Here is a 22,613-nt window from a genome sequence, read left to right on the forward strand (position 1 = left end):
GTTGGTGATGCTTTCACCTAAAATAATTGGCCGAAAAACCTTTTAAGCCTATGCCAAAACGATGGCTTTCGTTCGCCATATATTTTCATAATATCAGGAACTTTATCCAGTGTAATTACCAGATCGCTGCTGTAAACTTTTCGCAGGTATTTAACAGGTACCTTTTTAAGATAATCAGTATGCCATTCCATAAACCATGACCATTTTACATCATCAGCAAATGATTTTTCCGGATCGGGCGGTATTCCGCATTCATGCATAGGTATCGGCATCACATCGCCTACAATAGCCTTCACGCCATTATACATAGCCGCTCGCGGAACGTTTTCTTCGGTTTGATAAGTATCTGCACCGGCGATATCCACATATTGCCTGCCGGGGTACCATGCGCTATTGGGCCTATCTGCATAACAAAGCACCCATATCAGGTTATCCAGATGCTTTTCGTGCACATAATAGTTATACATGGTTATCCAAAGCTTTTTAAATTGTTGCGAGCCGTCCTTTCCCCACCAAAACCAATCGCCGTTAAGTTCATGAAATGGGCGCCACAGCACAGGGATATGCTTGCGCTTCAACTTTTCAAGGAGTTTGGCCTTTTCGTCCAGCTCTTTCCAAAACGCTGTGTTCTCCGGCGTTCCATATTCAAAAACCTTATCAATATCTACCACTTTTTTTGCGTTCTCATAGCCATTTCCTTTAGCTGGTGCACCCCAATGCCACATAATGGTTGGGATACCCCCTTTGCGCCACCACCGCTTGGCAAACTTAACTTCGTTTTGATTTTTACTGCTGTCGATAAAGTCCATGCCGCGAATGGCCGGTTGTTTGCCAACCGAGTCATGTAAATATTTCAACTCGTCAAACCCCCAATTTGATGTCATTTGCCCGGCCAGCATTTTATGCCCGTACATGGCCTTCAGGTAGCAATACAGGGCTTTGGCCTCGCGTGAGGCGTTGGGGTTAGACAATTCCATTTGCTGCGCAGATGTATTTAACCCGCAGAAAAACATAAAACACAGGCAAATTTTCAGGGCCTTACACATGGTCCGCTCAAAGGTATGATCTGTTTATTAACTTACCGCGCCACATCTAAGCTCACCGGGCCAATAAGCCCGGACGGAAATAACGGCGTATCTTTACTAAATTTATGAATATTGGTCAGCGTAAACCGTTTCTCCTGTGGCAGTGGCTCGTCGCCAATTAAACGGTTGGGCCATAGGTTAACTACTTTCACTTCCAGTTTGTTATAGCCTGCATGTATGGCTTTACTGATATCTATCCGTGCTGGTTTGGTCCACACCACCCCTAGCTCCACGCCGTTTAGTTTTACTACAGCTTCTTCATGCACCTCTCCCAGGTTCAGGTATAGTTTTTTGCCGGCATCGGCTTTAGTTATATTAAATGTTCTATTGTAAATAGCTGTTCCAGAGTAATGTTTGATGTTATAGTCGTCAAATTTTGTCCAGTCCTTTAGTGAATCAATTACCATATTTGCCGGCCCTCCCCATTTGGGGTCAAAGTGTAAGCCCCAGCTGCCTGATATATTTTCCAAGATATTATATCCCGGGTAATTCGCTATTGATGAGCCAATTACATTTACAGGTATGGCTTTTCTGAAAACTACGAATACAGATCCGCGCGGGTCAAACTCCAGCGGCACGGTGGTGCGGCCATGGCTTTGGGTAAATGCTTTGGCCGGGCGTATTTCGCCTGTTACCGGGTCCCACAGTTCGGGCTGTTTTCCGCTTACGCGGAAAGTTGCATTAAGCTTTTCCGGAGTGTCCCAACGGCTGGCTACAAAGTATATATCGTCGTTGCCAACGCGGCGATGTATCCAGTCAATCTCCCCGGCGCCGCTCAAACCGATGTATTCAAAGTCAGGCCGTAAATTGATGCTTGTAAGCACTTCTGATGCACTTTTGTTGCTGATAACATGACGCTTACCCGAACCTGACCATAACTCAGCAATCACTTTTCTTGACTTTTCTTTTTCAGCTGCGTTTAAAACAAGTCCGGTCAGGCCTTCAGGCCGCGGGCCGACAACTACCGCTCCGCCATTTACCAGCGCGGCAATTTTTTGCAGGGCCTGGTATGCAATCTTTGGCTGGTTGGGCAGCACCAGCATTTTGTAACTCATACCATCGGGCAAAACCAGGCGCCCGTTTTTTACGCTAACGCGATGCAACAGCACGTCGAGGTTACAATTGTCGTGATCGTAGCCTGGGGCCGGCAAAGCCGGGGTTGATTTCATTTGCTCGCCGTGGCCAATACCGTCGCCGGTATAGTACAGCGCATCGGCTACAAAAAGGCCCTGCTGCAGCATGTACGAGCATCGCCCCACATAGGCGTTAAAAGCGGGGGTTTCGTCCCACCAGGTTACATTACGGCTGTAGTGTGTCCCGGCGAAGTACACATAGTTGGGTTTGGCATTTAAAACCAGCGACTGACTGAAGTTATGAAACACAACCTGATTTAAACCATCGCAAAAAGCCTGGTCGGCGACATTTTTAAGGTCGAAAAAGCTTTCCTCCCAATGCGGGCCAACCGATGTAAAAGCTTCGCAAGCGGTTACCCGCTTACCATAAACATGGTTTGCCGTAGCAGTATTACGCAACAAAAACCTGCGCTCGGGCGAGGGGCGGTGTACCGACGGAATCCAGAACTCGCCCATGGCCATATTTACGGCGTTTGAGTTTTTGAGGTTGTCCAGTTGTGCGGTATTGGGTCCGGCGGCTTCGGCATAGCAAACCAAGCCGTTTTTGTTGGCCAGTTCGCGCAGGTGGTCATAGTGATTGGTGGCAATCAGGTCGGCAATGGTGCGGTAATAATCGCGGCGCATGCCATCTGTTTGCGTAGTATCGTTTAAAGTAACTCCGGCTATAGCAGGCAGCCAGGATATCAGGTCATAGCCTCGAAGCGCCTTAAATTTTTGCGCGAAAAGTTTGGTCCAGGTAGTTTCGCCGCCCTCCCAGCTATCATCCTCAACGCCGTACAAACCCTTTCGCTCATCGGGCGACATCTCTTTAAGCATTTTGCCTACTGTAGTATTCCAGGTAGTATCCAGCGCTTCAGCGCTCATGCTATCGGTAAAATATCCCCAAACGTCATGGCGCCCGGTTGGGCGGTAAGCAAAGCGCATAATTTTCCATCTACCTGGCGGAGCGAGCCATTGCAGCTTACCATCGTCATGCAGTTTATCAGAGATATTGATTACCTGTGATACTCTGGCGCCAGGCTCATCGGGAACAGCCAGTACGGCTATTTCGTGCCGATTAAATTCGCTTTTAACTACCGCTGGCATTGTGGCGAGTTTCTTTTTGTAATCTGCCGCTTGAGCTGCTAAAGAATTATGCGTTGCCAATACGTTTTTAGAGGCCTCAGGTAGTTGCTCATTGATCAGCTGCCCGCCAATAACATCCTTCTCAGACCAGATCAGCTCCTGTTGCCCGTATTCCGGATCAATGGGCCCCGAGGTGCCCGCAAGCCCAACGCTTAGTACAAACTTTATCCCGATACGGTTAGCTTCTTTAGCGGCATACCTGAACAACTCACGCACCCTGCTGCTCCAGGGTTTAATGATGGGTTGGGGTAAGGGTAATTGTGCAGCGCCTTTTAAATCCGCAGCGGGTTTAATTACATATTTTTTTCCCTCTAAAACCATATTGGCCGTCATAGAGGCTGGCTCATAACCGGTACCACTTTCATAAAGAATGGCCCCTTCTATTCCTTTTTTGTGCATCTCTTCCAGGTCGGCGGTTATCGCTTTTTCGTCGGCATCAACCCTTAGCCACATCCAGAACACCCAGGGCCTTGCGCCCTGCGGCGGGTTTTTAAAATGAGCATCCATAACCGGGTCGGGCTGGTTTGATGTGGCGTTAATGTTTTTTGGCACCTGCGACAAGGCATGGCCGGCACAAAAAAAGGCAGCAGCGGCAATTAATAATTGCTTTTTATTCATGTTTACTCCAGATGCTTGGTTTATATAAGGCTTACTCAAACTTAAGGTAAAATATTTAAATCATTCGGCGGCCAATGTAACATTGCGATTATAACGGGAAGCGGGTGACGATTTACCAAGATACCGGGGAGATTGCACGCCTGGCTCACCATAACACGCCGGAAACGATAAATTCCGATCCAATTGCACATTTGCATATCCGCACAATTACACATCCTCCCCCCTCATCCGCATAATTTTAAATATGTTTGCAGGGCCAATTATGTCTGTTAATTGTCGGATTTATGTAACAAATTTAAGCTTTTGTAAAAAATCGGCTAGATAACAGATTTATTCTCAACAAAAACCAGCTTTCATTGCTATCTTAACAACGAAATTATGCGTAGACGTATTTTTCTAACAGGCTTATTAACAGCCACCGTACTTTTATCTGCTTCGGCTCAATCAACAGTAAAGCCGGACGACAACCGTTTTACCAAAGTGGTACTGGCACAGGACGTGCAGGAACCCATGCAATTCCAGGTGCTTAAAGACGGTAAGGTTATCTACGCCGAGCGCAAAGGCAAACTGAAGTTGTACGATCCGGTTACGCAAAAAACCTCGGTGATTCATGAGTTTGCGGTAAGCACTAAATATGTGAGCCAAACCGGCGAGGTTAGCGAGGCTGAAGACGGCTTGCAGGGCGTTATTCTGGATCCGGATTTTGAAAAAAACCACTGGATTTACATTTATATGTCGCCGGCCGGCAATGACCCCAAGAACTCATTAGACCGATATACCTGGGATGGCAAAGGCCCGCTTAATATATCAACCCGTAAACACCTGCTTGATGTGGTGGTGCAGCGCTATGAATGCTGCCATGTTGGCGGAGGTATGACCTTCGATAAAAAAGGAAATTTGTACTTAACTACCGGCGACAATACGTTCTCGCGCGCGTCTGACGGTTTCTCGCCGCTGGATGAGCGCCCGGGCATGTCGGCAGAGGACTCGCAGAAAGGTGCATCAAATACCAATGACTTACGTGGTAAGATATTGAGAATACACCCCGAGCCAAACGGCGGCTACAGTATACCGAAAGGGAACCTTTTCCCGCCGGGAACACCCAAAACACGACCTGAAATTTATACAATGGGTAACCGTAACCCATGGCGCCCAACTATTGACAGCAAAACCGGTTGGTTATATTGGGGCGAGGTAGGCCCGGACGGCAGCGAGGATGATTTTAAAAATCGCGGGCCGCAATCATACGACGAGTTTAACCAGGCTAAAAAACCGGGCTTTTATGGCTGGCCGTATTTTGTGGCCGATAATCTGGCCTACAATCATTATAACTTCGAAACCAAGAAATCGGGCGAGTGGTTTAATGCGGCTCACCCCAAAAACACATCGCCAAACAATACAGGTTTGGTTGATTTGCCACCGGCTACTCCGGCATTTATTTATTATTCAAAACAACAAAGCACTAAATTCCCGTTGCTGGAAAGCGGCGGCGACAGCGCCGTGGGCGGACCAATTTTTCATGCTGATGACTTTATTGGCGCCCCGCGCCCGTTCCCTTCGTACTATGAGGGCAAATGGTTTATTACCGATTGGGTGCGTGGCTGGATCAATGTAGTATCCATTGATAAGGACGGTAACTATGCGGGCATGGAGCGTTTTCTGCCTAACTTTAAACTGCGCGGACCAATTGATATGAAATTTGGCCCAAGCGGCGACTTATATGTATTGGAATATGGCAATGGTTACTTTAAAGATAATCCTGAAGCTGAGCTGATCCGCATTGAATATAACGGCGGAAACCGCAAGCCAGAGGTTCAGGCATCGGTTGATAAAACCGCAGGCGCTGCGCCGATGACGGTTAAGCTGTCATCGAAAGGAACCAAGGATGCCGACGGTGATAAACTGGCTTATAGCTGGAAGATCTCCCGCAACGGCGCGCCTTTCAAAACCATCGCGCAAGCAAATCCGACGGTAAAACTGAATATGCCCGGCGTTTACAAAGCATTATTGACGGTTACCGATGTACATGGCGCTAAAAACAGCAAAACCGTACAAATTAATGCGGGTAACGAAACCCCGGTGGTTAAATTCAATATTACCGGTGGCAACTCAAGCTTTTTCTTTCCGGGCAAAACCATTCAATACAGTGTGAGTGTAAATGATAAAGAGGACGGTAGCTTGGCTAATAAACGCATCCCTGCATCGCGGGTATCGGTTAGCGCGAACTATTTGTCTGAAGGCTATAACATGACAGCCATTGCCTCAAAACAAGGCGCGGTTGATGCCAATGCCGAATATGCTGCGGGCATGGCTTTGATAGCTAAGAACGATTGCAAGGCCTGCCACTCGGTTACTGAAAAAGTTTTAGGCCCTGCATTTACGCAGGTGGCCATTAAATACAAAGGCGATCCGGGAGCTCCTGATCGTTTAGCAAAGAAAATTATATCTGGCGGCTCAGGCAACTGGGGCGACGCGATGATGCCTGCACACCCTGCGCTTGCAGACGGCGACGCCAAAGCCATTGTGAAATATGTGTTGAGTTTGGCTTACCCTAAGCCTACTGCTAAATCATTACCGGTTAGCGGCAGCTATACCACCAGCATCCCTGCAACGACGAAAAACGCTGATGGTAGCTTTATACTGCGTGCCGCTTATACCGACCGCGGCGCCAGGGGCCTGCCTGCACAAACCGGTGAAAATACGGTAATACTGCATGCCCCGGTGATGCCGGTAAAGGCGGTAACCGAGTTTCATGACATTACATTTAACGGCGACAGTACGGTCGCCTCTGCAAAAGCTGATGGCGCCTGGATGCGTTTCAGCCATATTGATTTGACCGGCATTAAGCAGATAGTGCTTGGCACCCGCGGTAACAGCGAGGTTGCCGGCACCGTTGAAATACATGCCGGCTCGCCGCAAGGCAAATTGCTGGCTAAGTACGCAGGTACTTACGGGCCAGATAAAGTTAAGGCAGTGCTGCCGCCCGGTGTAGGTATAACCGATTTGTACTTTGTATTTAGCGGTGCACCTATTCAGTTTAGCAGCATTCAATTTTTGGATAGTAATTAACCGTCTACACATATACACACACTCAACACTATAACACAATGACAAAGCGTAGGGATTTTTTGAAAAACATGGGGGTAATGGCTGCGGGAGCAGTATTGCTGCCGTCATTTAAAGCGGCTGCCAAATTTGCGCCAAAAAAAGTAATCAGCGACACGGGCATACAACTGTACACTTTCCGCGATGAGATGATGAAAGACCCGCAGGGGACTTTGAAAACCATTGCCGACCTGGGTATAAAACAAGTTGAATCGGCCTCAAGCGGTAAAGGTTTATATTACGGTTTAACGCCTAAAGAAATGAAACAAACCTGTAAAGACCTGGGCATGACGTTACGCAGTGCGCACACTGGCATTGACGCTAACTGGCAAAAAACCATTGAGCAGGCTGCAGAGGCCGGTCAGGAGTATTTGGTTTGCTCATCATTACCCTTTGCCGGCGATACCATGGAGAACTACCAAAAAGTTGCTGAGCGTTTCAATAAAGCCGGCGAAGAGTGCCAGGCTGCCGGTTTAAAATTCGGTTACCATAACCACGATTTTGAATTTAAAAAAGATCAGGGAAATGTATTGTACGATATTCTGCTGGTAAATACTGACCCTGAATTGGTTACTATGGAAATGGACCTGGGCTGGGTTGTTGCTGCGGGCTATGACCCATTGAAATACTTTGCCGATTATGAGGGCCGCTTCAAACTATGGCATTTAAAGGATATGAAAGGTAGAAACAGCGTTGAGTTTGGCAATGGTAAACTGGATATTGCCGGTATATTTAAACAAGCTAAAAAGGCGGGCCTTGAATATTATTTTATTGAACAGGAAGAGTATCCGGCCGGATCGCCAACTGCAAGTATGAAAATTAATATGGATTACCTGTCTAAGGTTAACGTATAATTACATAGCTACACTTTGCCCGGGGCGAGGGTCCTCGGGCAATATTTCCATATCCGGATAGTCGATATAGTCGGCATACCACTGAATAGCTCCTACTACATCCAACGCATCTTCGGCCGATATATCTATCGTTTCAAAGGCGTACAACTTGCCGTTGGCATAACCGTATAACTGAATTTCATTAGTATCGGGCACAAAGCTGTCTGCATCCAAACAATACACCCGTATTTTCAGCTCAGTATCGCGTGAGTGAATAACGTCTCGGCAAGGGTTGTTCGGATCGGTGGCTAACAGATATACGTTGTACTCCATATTATCTTGTTAACAATGGTGTTAGCTTATGGTTTGAAGTTTTTACTGGGTTAGGCAAAATAATTAAATGCCCGGTATTACGGCTTTGGCATTATCTTTTAACTACGGTAACAGTCCGATACTTCGCGGGTTGCCTCAATTAACCTTTCAGAAAAAATCTGAGAAATTTTCGCTCTGAATGGGGAAGGTTTTCTCCAAAGTTAATTCCCCGATAGCAAGCATTATACTCGATCCAGCTTAGTGTAACACCAATGTTACAATTGGCAAGGTGTTTGTCTATATATTAACAGCCCTCCCAAGGGTTGTTTTTCATAGGTAGATGTAGGGTCGAAAAACTGCGAGAGTATTTCGGCCCTTTTTTAAAAACCTGAAAAACTACGGTTTTGAAATTTGCCCCTAATTAGTAACTATATATAATGAGCAGGCCCCGTTTATTAAAACGGGGCTTTGCTATTATTTGTCGCTTAGCTTTTCGGCTTCACTTATTTTCAGGAAACAACACTTTTCTCAAGCTATTACTTTTAAACCATTAAGCAACATTCTGAGAAAACAAATCCCGCATTGGGGAATTTTTTCTTCGTGGTTAATTACACGCTTCCTTATAGGGCAATAGTTTTAGCTATAAGCAAACACCAGGGCGGCATTGGCAGGCATTTTGTCTATGTATAATCAGTCCACTCAAAGGACTGTTTTTCATAGGTAGATGTAGGGTCGAAAACTGCGAGAGTATTTCGGCCCTTTTTTAAAACCTAAAAAATCTTTAAATTTATTGTCCCTAATTAATACATATATAAATGAACAAGGCGTCCCGGTTATCTCAGGACGCCTTTGTTCATTCATAGGTATTGGGTATCAGTTATCCGAGCCGTTGAGCTGGAAATAGGTTGTCGATTTTCTTTTTTCTTCAGGTATCTTCATGAAGGCTTTATAGTTTTCATTGATATAAGCCGCCATGTTGAACTTATCGCTGAAGAAGGTTTTACTATCTGGCGTGTATTTAATCACAAAGTTTTTGAGCTCCTGTCCGCTAAGCGGGATATAGTTTTTTACAGTCTCTTCATTAAACACGGCCTTTATTTGCTGATATTGCTCGCTTTCTTGTTCCAACCTCGCCAGCTTCTCGCGTTTTTTCTCATTACTGTGCGAATCAAATAGCTTAACTTTTAAGCCGCCATTGGGTTGATATACCACCGTCCTGCTGCCCAGTGGCCCCGTCTCAGGTGTGGCGCTAAGTTTACCTAGCCTGAGCTCGCTGTTTTTTACGCTTACTTCTTTCAATTCGTTTTGACGCAGCACCAGCGAAACCACCAGGTATTTCATATCGGCTACATAAACGGTGTCAGGTATGTAGCTCATACCGGTAAAATAAAGCACATCGCCTTTTTTTGCCCGGATCACGAAGTTTCCCTTAGTGTCAGAATAAACCGTTTGGTGCTGTGTACTGTTTTCAATTTTAATACCCGGCAGCAGTACCTCATTTTTAAGCTCCTGCACGCGGCCCTTTAACAAGTCTTGTGCGCCGGCCTGCCCAAAAAGCAGCACGCCGAAAAACATTGTTGCTATATATTTTAATTTATTCATGTTACGCTTTTGCCAAATTAGTACTAAATACCTTCCGGGCTGTTTAGTTTAACATATTTTAACGTCCACTTAATTAAGCCTGTGCCGCCTGGACTATGGTAGCATCTACAACAGGTTTTTGACGCCTGGCCTTTAGCTTCTTTTCACGGCGCAGGTAGCGCCAGTGCAATGCAGCAACCAGCAGGGCGGCAAAACCTTCGCACATTAATGTGTCGGGCGTACCTATCCATTTAGATATAGCGCCAATTAACAACCCGCCCAAAGGCTGCATACCAAAAAATGCCATAGCGTAAAAGCTGATTACCCGGCCGCGCATATTAGGGTCTACCGTAGTTTGAATCAGCGTATTACTCACCGTAATTTGCGACATCATGCCAAAGCCCGCGATAGTTACAAACAGTAGCGCGAGGTAATAATTATGCTCGTGCGAAAAAAGCAATAATCCGCCGCCAAAAATTATGGTGTTAATGAACAGTATCTTTTTCAAATTGGCTCCCGTTTTTTGCGAAGCCAGGAATATCGCTCCTGAAAAAGCGCCTAATCCAATAAAACTGTCTATCACGCCAAATGTCTGTGCGGTGCCGTGAAATACGTCGCGGGCATAGTATGGTATGAGGGTAGAGTAAGGCAGCACCGTTAAACTGATCAGCGCCAGCATTATTAAAATAAAAGATATTGAAGGTGTCTTTTTTAAATAAGAAAAACCCTCCTTCAACTCGCCAAATACATTCTTTGTGTGCGGTTTGGCCTCATATTTAGGTAACCGCATCATCAGTAATGAAGCAATTACCGCCACAAAACTTAGTGCGTTACCTACAAAACAGGCGCCATCGCCCAAGGCTTCGAGAATTATGCCTGCTATAGCCGGCCCGATCAACCGCGACAGGTTTACCATAGACGAATTAAGGGCCAATGCATTTGGAAGGTCGCTTTTATCGGCCACCATCTCGTAAACAAGCGACTGCCTTGCCGGCACGTCAAAAGCGTTGATGATACCCAGTAATACACTCAAGCCCAATATTTCCCAAACCTGGTAATGATTAGCCAGGATAAGACAAGCCAGTAATACCGCTTGCAACATTGACGCTACCTGTGTAGCCAGCAATACGCGAAAACGATTATACCGATCTGACACCACCCCGCCCACAAGCGAAAATAAAAATGACGGAAACTGGCTTGCAAAAAGTGTAAGCCCCAGCATAAAGGTTGAGTGTGTAAGCGTATAAATAACCCAGCTTACAGCGGTTTTTTGCATCCAGGTGCCAATCAATGATATAGATTGTCCGGTAAAATAAAGCCGGTAGTTACGGCTTCTGAATGCTTTGAAGGTAGTAATATCCATTTCTTTCTCCTCTAAATCGCGCTCAAAACCAGCTCCTATTCAAACTCAACAATTTTGGTAAGGATGCTGATTGATTTTTTTAATAATTCTTGTTCGTGTGCATTGCAAGTAGCTGTTATGGCTTGGGTTAGCCATTGGTCGCGTTCGTTGCGCATTTGTAATAATGTCTTTTCGCCCTCGGCAGATAGGCTGATGTGCACTTTTCGTTTATCTTGTTCAGATGCGGTACGGGTAATAAATCCCAAGTCGAGCAAGTGCTTCAAAATGTCCGACATCGACTGATTGGTGATCTTCTCTGATGCAGCCAGCTCGCTGGGAAGCATAGACTTGTTTTGATAAAGTAAACCCATGGTCGACCGCTCGGTAAGCGACAACAGCTCGGCTGTGCTTGATTCCTTTCTTAGTTTTTTGATCAAGCGCCCCACCGTTGTGCGCAATTCTGATACAAATTCCAAATTTTCCATATACTCAGATAAACTAATAAGTTTACCTTACAAATATAGGGCTGGAATTTTAGTAAAATATCATCTTTGGGTAAATAATTTCTGGGGTAATTCCAATAGTGGCATAGCCGGGTTTGGCGAAGGTAGTTTATTCCAAGCCACCATGCACAAATCCATATAAAACGCAAAACACTATGTTACAATTACTTGTGTGCCAATAATTAGCCATTTTTGATGATAAGTATTTAAGGCGGATTATCTTTTTAGTTATATTAGACTCAGGATAATACCCGTTAAAGATAATTTACCGGGGCTTTTGTAGTTTAAACACTTAATAGCGGTATTTTTACAACACCTATGTCATCTGCAGAAAGTTATAACGTGCTGATCGGTAAGATCAACACCCTTATCAAAAAGTACTACCTCAACCAATTGCTGCGGGGGCTTATCTTTTTGGGTGCGGGATTGTTTTCTGCGTATGTAATTATTGCACTAAGTGAATATTTCGGCAATTTCAATTCATTTTTCAGGGGTGGCTTGTTTTACGGGTTTATCTTACTTAACCTCGGACTGTTCATCTGGCTTATTGTCCCTCCGGTTTTGTCGTTACTGCAATTAGGTAAAACGCTGACGCACGATGAAGCCGCTGCCATTATTGGCAAACATTTCGCTGATATTAACGATAAGCTGCTCAACACGCTTCAACTCAAAAAACTGGCGGCCGAGGATGAGCGTCATCGCGCATTAATTGAGGCGAGTATAGATCAGCGCATCGCGAACCTGCGCCCGGTTAGGTTTCCATCGGCCATTAACATTAAGGACAATAAAAAATATTTAAAATGGATATTGGTCCCGGCGGCGGTTATTGTGGTGATTGGCCTGGCAGCACCCTCTGTTTTGACCGAGAGTACCAAACGCATTGTGCGCCATAATGAATATTTTGCTCCGGTTGCGCCGTTTCAGTTTGTGTTGCTCAATAATAACTTATCGGCTGTTCAGGGCCAGGATTTAAAACTAGACCTCAAACTTACCGGCAATCAATTACCTAACGAAGTTTACATTCAACTGGCCGGTACTGAATTTAAGCTGGATAAAGACAATGTTACCCGCTTTCATTATCAGTTTACCAATCTGCAACAAAATACTACCTTCAAACTGGTGGGTAATGGCTTCGTTTCGCAACCTTATGAAATTAAGGTTAACCTGCGCCCTTCTTTGCTTCATTTTGATGTCGAGTTGAAATATCCGGCTTATCTGCATAAACATAACGAAACACTGGCCAATGCCGGTGACCTGACCATACCTGCAGGGACAACCGTAAAATGGCTGTTTCACACCCAAAACACCAGCGCATTGTCGTTCAGCATGAATGATCAGGTGCATAAATTATTACCGGCTGGCGACGAGGTATTTGAGCATGCCGAGCAAGTTTTGAAACCATCAGTTTATACGCTGATACCGCAAAACAAATTTGTTTCGCAAAGCGATTCGGCATCATACCATATTAATGTCATTGCCGACCAACCGCCAACCATCAATGTAGATGAAAAGCCCGATTCGGTGAGTCGCCTGGCTTTTTACTTTAACGGAAAAATTCAGGATGATCATGGGTTTTCGTCCCTCACTTTTCATTATCGCGTTGGTGCGCCGGGCGCAGGTGGCAAAGAAATCGTTAAACCGCTCAAAGCCGATCTGACTCAGCCGCTGTCTGATTTCTTTTACTTCTGGAACCTGAAAGAGATGGGTATTAAACCCGGCAACCAGGTGACATACTTTTTTGAGGTGGCCGATAATGATGAGATTAATGGTCCGCAAAGAGCCCGTACGCCTGAGCGCACATTGCATATGCCTGATGAAAACCAGTTGCGCGATGAGTTGAATGCCGGCACTACCGGCGTTAAACAAAAAATGCAATCGGCCATAAAAATGGCCGATCAGATAGAGCGCGATTCCAAAAAAATGGAGCAAACGCTGTTGAATAAGTCTTCGTTGTCTTTTGATGAAAAGAAACAGGTGGAAGACCTGATGCAAAAACGCAAGGACCTGGACGACCTGGTAAAACAGATACAGGAAGACAATAAGAAAAATCTATACAACCGTCGCGAAAACGAGCAGCAGAACAAAGAGTTGCTGGAAGAGCAAAAGCAGATTGAGAATTTGCTCAACAACGTGCTCGACCCAAAAACCAAAGAACTGCTGCAACGCTTGCAGCAATTAATGAACGACCAGCAAAAAGAAGGGACGCGCGACGAGGTTTCTAAAATGCAGATGGACAACAGGTCGCTCAAAAAAGAGCTTGACCGCATGCTGCAATTATATAAAAAGCTTGAGTTTGATCAGAAATTGAATCAAAACATCAATCAGCTTAAAAAATTGGCCGAAAAGCAACAAAACCTTTCTGACGAGAGCAAGCAGGCAGATCAACAAAAACCAAACGACCAAGATCAGCAGGAAAGTAAAGACCAGGCCGATCGATTAAAGCAACAGCAGGAAAACCTGAACAAGGAGTTTGAGGATATTAAAAAGAATTTGAAGGACCTGGAAAACTCGGAGGGTAAGCAAGATTATCAAAACCCGCAGCAACAGGAAAACAATATCCAGAACCAAATGCAGGAAAGCGCCGACCAGTTATCAAAAAATAACAAATCAAAAGCTTCGCAATCGCAGCAAAACGCGGCTAAGCAAATGCAGCAAATGGCGCAAAAAATGGAGCAGGACCAGCAAGAAGAGGATAATAAACAAACCGAGGTTGACGCTAAACAACTGCGTGAGCTTTTAAAAAGTTTGGTGAATAGCTCATTCGGGCAGGAAAAAGTAATGCAGCAGCTGCGTAGCATGAGCCCGCAAGACCCGCAATATGTAAGTGCCGCTCAAACGCAAAAAAATATAAAGGATAATTTAAAAACCGCCGAGGATAGCTTATTTTCGCTGAGTAAGCGTATTCCGCAAATCCAGTCGACCGTAAACCGTGAAATAAGCACCATAAACACACAAATTGATCAGGCCCTGGATAATTTGGGCGAGCGCCGTACGGCCGAAGCCAATCGTAACCAGCAGTATGCCATGACCTCAATGAATAACCTGGCTTTAATGCTGGCCGATGCACTTTCGCAGCTGCAGGACAAGATGAACCAGCAAAAAAACGGTAAGGGCGGTAAAAGCAAGCAAATGTCTGTTTCACAATTGCGGCAAATGGAAGAAAAGCTGAGCCAGAATATGCAGAAAATGCGCGAGCAGATGCAAAAGCAGGGAGGGGCGCCTATGGGCCAAAGCGCCCGCAATCAAATGAGCGAGCAATTAGCAAAAATGGCTCGCGAGCAGCAACAGATTCGCGAATCTTTGCAGCAATTAAATAATGAAGAAAGCAAAAACGGCGGGGCCGGTGTTAAAGATGCGGATAAAATATCCCGCCAAATGGAACAAACTGAAAAAGATATCGTAAACAGGAAAATAACTGACGATGCTATTAAACGCCAACAGGAAATCCATACGCGATTACTGGAGGCCGAGAAAGCAGAGCAGGAACGAGAACAGGATAAGCAAAGGGAGAGCAACGCAGGGAAAGATATGCCGCCTGGTTTCATCAAAGCACTGCAAGACTACCAGCAGGCTAAAGGAAAACAGACTGAACAAATTAAAACCGTGCCCCCTACACTTAATTTGTACTATAAGCAAAAAATAAAATCGTATTTTGATCAACTTAATGCCAAATAAATATGGAAGCACCCATTCAAGCAACCGACTTATATACTTTACAGCTGCCCTCTAAGCGCGAGAGTATTACGTTATTGGAAAATTTGATAGAGGAAATTGCTGACAAATACCAGGTTGCTGACGATATTTTCGCAAATATGATGACTTGCCTTAATGAGGTGGTAACCAATGCCATTGTTCATGGTAATAAACTCGACCCTGAAAAAAAAGTTATCGTCAATGTTGAAGTAGACCCAAAACGCGCTAGCTGGACAATTACTGATGAAGGTGAGGGTTTTGACTATAACAACCTGCCAGACCCAACTGCCGAAGAGAACCTGGAAAACTTAACCGGCCGTGGTGTATTCATTGTAAAACACCTGGCAGACCAATGCGTATTTAACAGCAAGGGTAACGAGGTTGAACTGCTATTTAAATTTTAATGCCGGCTATCCAGTTTTTTGAAGAAGATATAACCTACAAGTTAAAGGATAAAACCAAGGTAAAGGCTTGGGTAAAAAACACCATCATAGCCGAAGGTTTTAAACTGGGCGAACTTAACTATATCTTTTGTTCGGACGATTATCTGCTCCAGATCAATCAGCAATATCTGGATCATGACACTTATACCGATATAGTAACCTTTGATAACTCTGAACAGAATGGCGTTATTGTGAGTGATATTTTCATCTCTATCCCCAGGATAAAAGAAAATGCAAGCAAGTTTAATGTTTCTGAAACAGACGAGCTACACCGCGTAATTATTCACGGCGCGCTGCATTTATTGGGTTATAAAGACAAAACGGCCGGCGACAAGAAAAAAATGACAGAAAAAGAAGATTACTATTTGGCTAAGCGTCAATTTATTGGGTAGTTTTACTTTTGATAAACTCACAGTTAAACTAAATTAAAACAACATGAAAATATTAGCTATTTGCTTGGCGCTTTTGTTTGTAACCAAAACCGCCTCTGTTTATGATTTTAAACTAAAAACCATTGACGGCAAAAACTTTAGCCTGGCCAAATACAAGGGCAAAAAAATCCTGGTGGTAAACACGGCTTCAAAATGTGGCTTTACACCACAATACGCAGCCTTAGAGCAACTGGCCGAGACTTACAAAGACAAATTGGTAGTTGTAGGTTTCCCGGCTAACAACTTTGGCGGCCAGGAGCCGGGCACTGATTCTGAAATTAAAACTTTTTGCTCAGACCTATATAAGGTTACTTTCCCAATGAGCACTAAAGTAAGTGTTAAGGGCGACGATATAGCCCCGCTGTTTAAATACTTGACCGAAGCTGAAAACCCTGATTTTACGGGCGAAATTAAATGGAACTTTGAGAAGTTTTTGTTAGACGAAAACGGTAAATTGATTCACCGCTTCCGCTCGGCAGTAACACCAATGGATCCAAAAATTACCAGCAACTTATAAAGCCGTTTAAAAAAAGAAAAAGCCATTCGTTAATAGCGAATGGCTTTTTCTTTGTTGTTGGTATATCAACCATTAGTTTTTCCTGGCCTTTTCCTGCGCCTTCTTAATAGAATCCTGACGTGCTTTTTCGGCTTTTTGTTTCTTTTTAAAGAAGCCTTTTAACAGGAAGTTATGTTGAGCGGCTTTTAAATCCTCGTTTAAAGTAGTGGTTGTTTTATGAACGTTTTTAATAGTAGCCTTAGCCTGGCTTACCGTACTTTCCATCTCACGGGCCATTTTGTCGTTGTTCAGTAATCGGCCCAAGCTACCCTGGCCATGATTTACTTTAGCCATGATCTGGCTCAGGTTGTCAATTAATGACCCTGCATTATCCGCTATCTTGGTAAATTTTGACACAATCTTATCCATATCAACCGGGTTAACGGCTTTAATCTGGTCGCCGTCATTAACGGTGGCGGCGGTATTGGCACCGCCAGGCATTAGTACTACCAGTTTATCGCCCATTAGTCCGTCGCTCCCTATACTCATACGGGCATCTCTTTTTATGAATTTTTTAACGTCATCGTTAATAGTTAATGTTACTTTTACAGTAGTGTCGTTCACAATGTCGATATCATTAACTACCCCAACATTAATACCGGCAAACCGAACATTATTACCCACCTGCAATCCGTTAACATTATTAAACTGGCCGCTTACCTTAAATGTAGCGCTAAACAGATTTTTCTTGTTGCCGATAAAGAATACGGCAGCTATGATAACCAGCAAACCTATAAAGGTAAACAGGCCGATCTTAGTTTTCTGGGATGAGGTAGTTTTCATGAGATATCTTTAAAAAATGATTTAACTAATTCGTTTTTTGATTTTTGAAGGCCATCAAACGTGCCTTCTTCTATATATTCGCCATCGTTCATGATCACTACCCGATCTGAAGTGATACGGGCGCATTCCATATCATGGGTGATAATGATAGATGTTGTTTTATACTTTTTCTGCATAGAGAGGATCAGTTCACTGATCTCGCGCGAGGTGATCGGGTCTAAACCGGTGGTCGGTTCATCATAAAGCATAATTTCCGGATGAACTATGAGCGTACGGGCCAGGCCTGCGCGTTTGCGCATCCCGCCAGAAAGATCAGACGGCATTTTATCGGCCGCATCAGCCAATCCAACGCCCTCCAGCACCTCTTTTACCCGTTTATCGATCTCGGCCTGGTCTTTTAGCTTTAACACACGGGTGAGCGGGAATTCAAGGTTTTCGCGCACGGTCATTGAATCGTACAGGGCGCCGCTCTGAAACAAAAAGCCGATTTTGATGCGCAGTTCTTTCAGTTCTTTTTCATTAAGGTCGCAGACCTCCTCGCCAAATACTTTCAAAGTGCCGCCATCAGGCATTAACATACCAACGATGCATTGAATAGTGACGGACTTACCCTGACCTGACTTACCCAGCACCACGACGTTTTCGCCGCGACGAACGGTAAGATTGATATCTTTCAGCACATCTTTTGAGCCAAAGGATTTCTTGAGATGTTTAATCTCTATCACCACTTCATTGGTATCTGACGATTTTTCGGAAGATTGCCTATTGGCTGATGGTTTTTCAGGATGATGCCCTTTATCCGGCTTTACAGCTGACGTGGTCGTGCTGTTTTTGGTCTGTTGTTTCTGGTCTTTCTCTTCCATGACGATTAATTATAAAACAACAAACTGGTAAGCTGGACAGCAATAGCGTCTATTACGAAAATCCATAGTGAGGCGGTAACTACGGCCGAATTGGCTGCCAGGCCCACGCTTTCTGTTCCACGTGAAGAATGGAAACCTTTATAACAACCCACAAAGCCAATAGCCAGACCAAAAAATATGGTTTTTACAAAGGCAGGTACAAAGTCGGTGTAATCCAATGAAGCGATTATTTTGGTAGCATAGAGTGACAGGCTCATGTGGTCGCTCAGATTAAGCGCCAGAAAACCGCCTATCAGTCCAATTACATCGCCTAAAACAGAGAGCAGCGGTACCATTAAAGTACAAGCCAGTATGCGCGTCACTACCAGGTATTGCAGTGGGTTGGCGCCCGACACATCCATGGCGTCCAGCTGTTCGGTTACTTTCATACTGCCCAGCTCGGCACCTATACTTGAGGCTATTTTACCCGCGCAGATAATAGCGATGATCACGGGGCCTATTTCACGGACGAAAGAAACCGCAAGCGTTTTAGGCAGCATTGCAGCAGCCCCAAAAGCAACAAGGGTGGGCCTTAATTGCAAAATTAAAACCACACCCATGATGAAGGAGGTAATACCTACCAGCATAAATGACCGGTAGCCAATTTCGTAGCATTGGCGTACAAATTCAGACCACTCAAAGCCGCCAACAAAAATATTTTTGAAGAAGCGGGTAAAAAATGTAACCTGTTCGCCTATGCCTTCCAGCCATTTTTTCCAGGCTGGTATGGTGATTTCTTCTGCCATGGGTTGTTTAATTTGATGTACTAACAACCAGGAGCTACCTAATTGTTTTAACATTCAATTATTTCGATCCCCGGCAGGAAAATTATTATTGCATCGGCACGTCAATGATCAGTACTCGGCTATTTGCTTGGGTATCAATAGTAATTGAACTGGTATCATAAACACCAAGCGCGTCTTTTTTGTTTAGTATCTGGTCAGCTATTTTTACAGAGCCCTCTAAAACAAAAACATAGGCTCCGTTGCCGGCCAGTTTTAAGTTGTACGTAGTGCTGTTTCCGGCTTTAAAATCGCCCAGCGAGAATGTTGCATCCTGATTGATCCACAAAGCATCTACATTTTTGTCGCCGGTTACCAACGTAGTAAATTCATTGATTTTAAATTTGTCTTTAAAATCGCGCTGATCATAACGCGGTTGTATATTTCTGATCTTAGGAAAAACCCATATCTGCAAAGTATTGGCTGCTTCTGTTTTAGAATGATTATATTCTGAGTGCTGCACCCCGGTACCGGCGCTCATTACCTGAACTTCGCCAGAACGGATTATACCAACATTGCCCATACTATCTTTATGCTCTAAAGCGCCACTGATTGGAATGGTAATGATTTCCATATTATCGTGCGGATGGGTTCCAAAACCTGTACCGCCATCAATAACATCATCATTCAATACCCTTAAGGCACCAAAGTGAATTTTATTAGGATCATAGTAGCCTGCAAAACTGAATGAAAAATTAGCTTTCAACCATCCGTGGTTTGCTGTGCCCCGCTCGTTGGCAGGATAAAAAATTGATTTCATGTTTGATACTCCCGTTTAAATTACATGTTTAAACATACAATATTTATTCCATAATTTATTATTATGTATTTTTGCCAAAACTTAAGGGTTTTTAATGACAAAGACGGCGATAATTGTTGGAGCAAGCGGACTAATTGGCAGTAAATTGTTAAATATACTGCTGGCCCAGTCAGATTACGATAAGGTTTTAAGCATTGGCCGGAAAAAAATAAAGGTGACTAACACTAAGTTACAACAAATCGTCGTTGAATTTGACAATATAGCTGAGTATGAAAATGAGTTGAAAGGCGATGTGATATTTTGCTGCCTGGGTACTACCAAACGCGATACACCTGATCTGAATGATTACCGTAAGATTGATCATGATTACCCGGTACGATTGGCTGAAATAGCGGTGCGCAATAGCGTCAGCCAGTTTCACTATATATCCGCTATGGGTGCAAGGGCCGGCTCATCAAATTTTTATACAAAAATTAAAGGCGATACAGAAGAAGATTTGAAAAAGGTTGGTGTTGAGGCCTTGTTTATTTATCAGCCCTCGGTACTTATAGGTCACAGAAAAAAGCCACGGATATTGGAAAGCATAGCCGTTTTCATGATGAAAATATTCGGTGTGCTTTTAGTGGGAAGATTAAAGAAATACAAAGCGATAGAAGCACTAGATGTTGCTAAAGCTATATATAAACAATCGTTAAAAAATAAAAAGGGTGTATTTACATATACATCTGATCAAATAAAGAAAAGAGCGTGAGCACTTATATTTCTGTCGAAAATCTGGGTCATTCATTTCATGACCATTGGCTGTTTAAAAACCTTACCCTGGGTATAAACAAAGGCCGCCGTGTTGCCTTAGTTGGTGTAAACGGCGCAGGTAAGTCAACCTTGTTAAAATTATTGTCAGGCAAATTTTTGCCTACCGAAGGAAAGGTGGTACAAACCAAAGATCTGCGTGTAGGCTACCTGGAGCAGGATCCCAACTTTAAGGATGCTGTTACTATCAGCGATTACATCTTTCATAAAGATAATGCCCAGCAGCAAGCCATTCGTAAGTATGAAGAATTGCTGGAAAATGATCCGGACAATACCATGGCGCTTGATGCCGTGATGAACGAGTTAAGCGAGGTTGATGCCTGGGAATATGAATATAAAATCAAAACCATTTTGGGCCGACTAGATATTCACCACCTCAATCAACCAATTACTACACTATCTGGCGGGCAAAAAAAACGTCTGGCTTTGGCTAAACTACTTATAGACGACCCCGAGATGTACATTTTGGACGAGCCCACCAACCATTTAGATATTGATACTATTGAATGGCTGGAAAAGTTACTGACTGAAGGTTCAAAAACTATCCTGATGGTGACACATGATCGTTATTTTCTGGACAATGTTTGTAACGAGATCCTGGAGATTGATAAAGGAAAGATCATCCCCTACGTAGGCAACTATGCTTACTACCTGGAAAGAAAAGCAGAACAGGAAGCATCGGACGCGGCTACCTTTCAGAAAAATTCAAACCTTTTAAAGAAAGAGTTGGAGTGGATGCGCCGCCAGCCTCAGGCCCGTGGTACCAAATCAAAAGCTCGTATTGATGCCTATTATGATCTGGAAGCAAAAACCAAGAATGGCGGTCCTAAGCAGCAAGTTGAGCTAAGCGTTAAAACGGCACGCCAGGGTAATAAGATCATGGAGCTGCATGATATCAGCAAAGCTTTTAACGGTCGCACTTTTACTGACCATTTTAGTTATGTATTTAAAAAGGGCGACAGGGTTGGCTTAGCCGGCAAGAACGGAAGTGGTAAGTCTACCTTACTAAATATGATCACAGGCAATCTGCAGCCAGATAGCGGAAAGATAGAGACCGGTGAAACTACAGTAATCGGCTATTTTCATCAGTCAGGCATCACTTTTAAGGAAGATGAGCGTGTAATTGATGTGGTGAAGAATGTTGCTGAATTTATTACCATGGCCGATGGCAAGACTATCTCGGCCTCTGCGTTGCTGACGTTGTTTTTGTTTCCACCTAATAAACAATATGGCTTTGTATCTAAACTAAGCGGTGGCGAAAAGAAACGTTTGCAGTTGATGAGCATCCTGATCAAGAATCCAAACTTTTTGATCCTGGATGAGCCCACTAATGATTTGGATATCGATACACTGAATGTATTGGAAGAGTTTTTGACCACTTACCCAGGTGTACTAATGATTGTATCGCACGACCGTTATTTGCTGGATAAACTAACCGATCAATTATTCATTGTTGAAGAAAAAGGTCACGTGCGCATATTTAATGGTAACTATTCGTCATACCGTGTAGAGCTGGAGGAACAAAAGCAACAGGAGAAAAATGCTAAAAATAACCCTGCCCCTGTACCAGCGGCGCACTCTTCGACTTCTGCTAAAAATAAATTGAGCTATAAGGAGCAAAAGGAGTTTGATGGTTTGGAGAAAGAAATAGCCGACCTTGAAATACAGATTAAGGCACTGAATGACGAATTAAATGCGGGGTTGGATAACGATGAAATTATTGATACTGCCGATAAAATAGCCAAACTGAGCAAACAGCTTGATGACAAAAGTATGCGTTGGATGGAATTGGCTGAACTTAAAGAAGCCTAAGAAA

The 22,613-nt window shown here is 44.0% G+C and carries 18 protein-coding genes; 8 read left to right on the plus strand and 10 right to left on the minus strand.

What is annotated here, in order from left to right:
* Positions 1-17: 17 nt before the first annotated feature.
* Both ACFS5N_RS09860 and ACFS5N_RS09865 read right to left on the minus strand, forming a co-directional pair.
* Positions 18-977 (minus strand): glycosyl hydrolase, encoded by a 960-nt coding sequence (locus ACFS5N_RS09860; protein ID WP_377184828.1) that lies wholly within the window; start codon positions 975-977, stop codon positions 18-20.
* Between the two features lie 101 nt (positions 978-1,078).
* A complete protein-coding gene (locus ACFS5N_RS09865) occupies positions 1,079-3,961 on the minus strand; it encodes a glycosyl hydrolase (protein WP_377184830.1) in 2,883 nt (960 codons plus the stop codon).
* 378 nt (positions 3,962-4,339) lie between these two features.
* Here ACFS5N_RS09865 and ACFS5N_RS09870 point away from each other — a divergent pair, with 378 nt between their 5' ends.
* Both ACFS5N_RS09870 and ACFS5N_RS09875 read left to right on the plus strand, forming a co-directional pair.
* On the plus strand, positions 4,340-7,030 hold the full coding sequence (locus ACFS5N_RS09870; protein ID WP_377184832.1) for a PQQ-dependent sugar dehydrogenase: 2,691 nt from the start codon (positions 4,340-4,342) through the stop codon (positions 7,028-7,030).
* Positions 7,031-7,068: 38 nt separating this feature from the next.
* Entirely contained in the window at positions 7,069-7,920 is an 852-nt protein-coding gene (locus ACFS5N_RS09875) for a sugar phosphate isomerase/epimerase family protein (RefSeq protein ID WP_377184834.1), read from the plus strand.
* Here the strand turns inward: ACFS5N_RS09875 and ACFS5N_RS09880 are convergent, their stop codons facing one another.
* The 4 genes from ACFS5N_RS09880 to ACFS5N_RS09895 all read right to left on the minus strand — a co-directional run bounded on the left by ACFS5N_RS09880 (position 7,921) and on the right by ACFS5N_RS09895 (position 11,619).
* On the minus strand, positions 7,921-8,232 hold the full coding sequence (locus ACFS5N_RS09880) for a hypothetical protein (RefSeq protein ID WP_377184836.1): 312 nt from the start codon (positions 8,230-8,232) through the stop codon (positions 7,921-7,923).
* A gap of 852 nt (positions 8,233-9,084) precedes the next feature.
* The gene (locus tag ACFS5N_RS09885) at positions 9,085-9,813 is read right to left on the minus strand and encodes a hypothetical protein (protein ID WP_377184838.1); all 729 of its coding nucleotides are present in this window, start codon (positions 9,811-9,813) and stop codon (positions 9,085-9,087) included.
* Positions 9,814-9,886: 73 nt separating this feature from the next.
* Positions 9,887-11,155, minus strand: coding sequence for an MFS transporter (locus ACFS5N_RS09890; RefSeq protein WP_377184840.1), 1,269 nt, complete (start codon positions 11,153-11,155; stop codon positions 9,887-9,889).
* 35 nt (positions 11,156-11,190) lie between these two features.
* Complete coding sequence (locus ACFS5N_RS09895; RefSeq protein WP_377184842.1) at positions 11,191-11,619, minus strand: MarR family winged helix-turn-helix transcriptional regulator; 429 nt, start codon at positions 11,617-11,619, stop codon at positions 11,191-11,193.
* A 336-nt stretch (positions 11,620-11,955) separates the two neighbouring features.
* Here ACFS5N_RS09895 and ACFS5N_RS09900 point away from each other — a divergent pair, with 336 nt between their 5' ends.
* From ACFS5N_RS09900 to ACFS5N_RS09915, 4 genes are read left to right on the plus strand one after another with little or no spacing between them, the layout of a single operon-like run.
* Positions 11,956-15,312: a DUF4175 family protein gene (locus tag ACFS5N_RS09900; protein ID WP_377184844.1), complete on the plus strand. Its 3,357-nt coding sequence runs from the start codon at positions 11,956-11,958 to the stop codon at positions 15,310-15,312.
* A 2-nt stretch (positions 15,313-15,314) separates the two neighbouring features.
* A complete protein-coding gene (locus ACFS5N_RS09905) occupies positions 15,315-15,734 on the plus strand; it encodes an ATP-binding protein (RefSeq protein WP_377184846.1) in 420 nt (139 codons plus the stop codon).
* Positions 15,734-16,165: an rRNA maturation RNase YbeY gene (gene ybeY, locus ACFS5N_RS09910; protein WP_377184848.1), complete on the plus strand. Its 432-nt coding sequence runs from the start codon at positions 15,734-15,736 to the stop codon at positions 16,163-16,165. Before ACFS5N_RS09905 ends, ybeY begins: the two co-directional genes overlap by 1 nt.
* A gap of 43 nt (positions 16,166-16,208) precedes the next feature.
* Entirely contained in the window at positions 16,209-16,721 is a 513-nt protein-coding gene (locus tag ACFS5N_RS09915; RefSeq protein WP_377184850.1) for a glutathione peroxidase, read from the plus strand.
* A 72-nt stretch (positions 16,722-16,793) separates the two neighbouring features.
* On the opposite strand, the gene ACFS5N_RS09920 is transcribed toward ACFS5N_RS09915, so the two are convergent.
* The 4 genes from ACFS5N_RS09920 to ACFS5N_RS09935 all read right to left on the minus strand — a co-directional run bounded on the left by ACFS5N_RS09920 (position 16,794) and on the right by ACFS5N_RS09935 (position 19,987).
* Entirely contained in the window at positions 16,794-17,543 is a 750-nt protein-coding gene (locus ACFS5N_RS09920) for an MlaD family protein (RefSeq protein ID WP_377184852.1), read from the minus strand.
* A complete protein-coding gene (locus ACFS5N_RS09925; protein WP_377184854.1) occupies positions 17,540-18,406 on the minus strand; it encodes an ABC transporter ATP-binding protein in 867 nt (288 codons plus the stop codon). The genes ACFS5N_RS09920 and ACFS5N_RS09925 overlap by 4 nt, the downstream gene beginning before the upstream one ends.
* A gap of 5 nt (positions 18,407-18,411) precedes the next feature.
* Positions 18,412-19,191, minus strand: a complete 780-nt coding sequence (locus ACFS5N_RS09930; RefSeq protein ID WP_377184856.1) for an MlaE family ABC transporter permease — start codon at positions 19,189-19,191, stop codon at positions 18,412-18,414.
* Positions 19,192-19,276: 85 nt separating this feature from the next.
* Positions 19,277-19,987, minus strand: coding sequence for a pirin family protein (locus tag ACFS5N_RS09935; protein WP_377184858.1), 711 nt, complete (start codon positions 19,985-19,987; stop codon positions 19,277-19,279).
* Between the two features lie 94 nt (positions 19,988-20,081).
* Here ACFS5N_RS09935 and ACFS5N_RS09940 point away from each other — a divergent pair, with 94 nt between their 5' ends.
* Both ACFS5N_RS09940 and ACFS5N_RS09945 read left to right on the plus strand, forming a co-directional pair.
* The gene (locus tag ACFS5N_RS09940; RefSeq protein WP_377184860.1) at positions 20,082-20,738 is read left to right on the plus strand and encodes an NAD(P)H-binding protein; all 657 of its coding nucleotides are present in this window, start codon (positions 20,082-20,084) and stop codon (positions 20,736-20,738) included.
* A complete protein-coding gene (locus ACFS5N_RS09945; RefSeq protein ID WP_377184862.1) occupies positions 20,735-22,609 on the plus strand; it encodes an ABC-F family ATP-binding cassette domain-containing protein in 1,875 nt (624 codons plus the stop codon). Before ACFS5N_RS09940 ends, ACFS5N_RS09945 begins: the two co-directional genes overlap by 4 nt.
* Positions 22,610-22,613: the final 4 nt, after the last annotated feature.

The organism is Mucilaginibacter ximonensis (assembly GCF_042686265.1).
Classification (GTDB): Bacteria; Bacteroidota; Bacteroidia; order Sphingobacteriales; family Sphingobacteriaceae; genus Mucilaginibacter; species Mucilaginibacter ximonensis.

What these genes read in the sequence shown, in the direction of transcription:
- ACFS5N_RS09860 (WP_377184828.1), bottom strand. Translation starts at nt 977, where the DNA reads ATGGAATTGTCTAACCCCAACGCCTCACGCGAGGCCAAAGCCCTGTAT.
- ACFS5N_RS09865 (WP_377184830.1), bottom strand. Translation starts at nt 3,961, where the DNA reads ATGAATAAAAAGCAATTATTAATTGCCGCTGCTGCCTTTTTTTGTGCC.
- ACFS5N_RS09870 (WP_377184832.1), top strand. Translation starts at nt 4,340, where the DNA reads ATGCGTAGACGTATTTTTCTAACAGGCTTATTAACAGCCACCGTACTT.
- ACFS5N_RS09875 (WP_377184834.1), top strand. Translation starts at nt 7,069, where the DNA reads ATGACAAAGCGTAGGGATTTTTTGAAAAACATGGGGGTAATGGCTGCG.
- ACFS5N_RS09880 (WP_377184836.1), bottom strand. Translation starts at nt 8,232, where the DNA reads ATGGAGTACAACGTATATCTGTTAGCCACCGATCCGAACAACCCTTGC.
- ACFS5N_RS09885 (WP_377184838.1), bottom strand. Translation starts at nt 9,813, where the DNA reads ATGAATAAATTAAAATATATAGCAACAATGTTTTTCGGCGTGCTGCTT.
- ACFS5N_RS09890 (WP_377184840.1), bottom strand. Translation starts at nt 11,155, where the DNA reads ATGGATATTACTACCTTCAAAGCATTCAGAAGCCGTAACTACCGGCTT.
- ACFS5N_RS09895 (WP_377184842.1), bottom strand. Translation starts at nt 11,619, where the DNA reads ATGGAAAATTTGGAATTTGTATCAGAATTGCGCACAACGGTGGGGCGC.
- ACFS5N_RS09900 (WP_377184844.1), top strand. Translation starts at nt 11,956, where the DNA reads ATGTCATCTGCAGAAAGTTATAACGTGCTGATCGGTAAGATCAACACC.
- ACFS5N_RS09905 (WP_377184846.1), top strand. Translation starts at nt 15,315, where the DNA reads ATGGAAGCACCCATTCAAGCAACCGACTTATATACTTTACAGCTGCCC.
- ybeY (WP_377184848.1), top strand. Translation starts at nt 15,734, where the DNA reads ATGCCGGCTATCCAGTTTTTTGAAGAAGATATAACCTACAAGTTAAAG.
- ACFS5N_RS09915 (WP_377184850.1), top strand. Translation starts at nt 16,209, where the DNA reads ATGAAAATATTAGCTATTTGCTTGGCGCTTTTGTTTGTAACCAAAACC.
- ACFS5N_RS09920 (WP_377184852.1), bottom strand. Translation starts at nt 17,543, where the DNA reads ATGAAAACTACCTCATCCCAGAAAACTAAGATCGGCCTGTTTACCTTT.
- ACFS5N_RS09925 (WP_377184854.1), bottom strand. Translation starts at nt 18,406, where the DNA reads ATGGAAGAGAAAGACCAGAAACAACAGACCAAAAACAGCACGACCACG.
- ACFS5N_RS09930 (WP_377184856.1), bottom strand. Translation starts at nt 19,191, where the DNA reads ATGGCAGAAGAAATCACCATACCAGCCTGGAAAAAATGGCTGGAAGGC.
- ACFS5N_RS09935 (WP_377184858.1), bottom strand. Translation starts at nt 19,987, where the DNA reads ATGAAATCAATTTTTTATCCTGCCAACGAGCGGGGCACAGCAAACCAC.
- ACFS5N_RS09940 (WP_377184860.1), top strand. Translation starts at nt 20,082, where the DNA reads ATGACAAAGACGGCGATAATTGTTGGAGCAAGCGGACTAATTGGCAGT.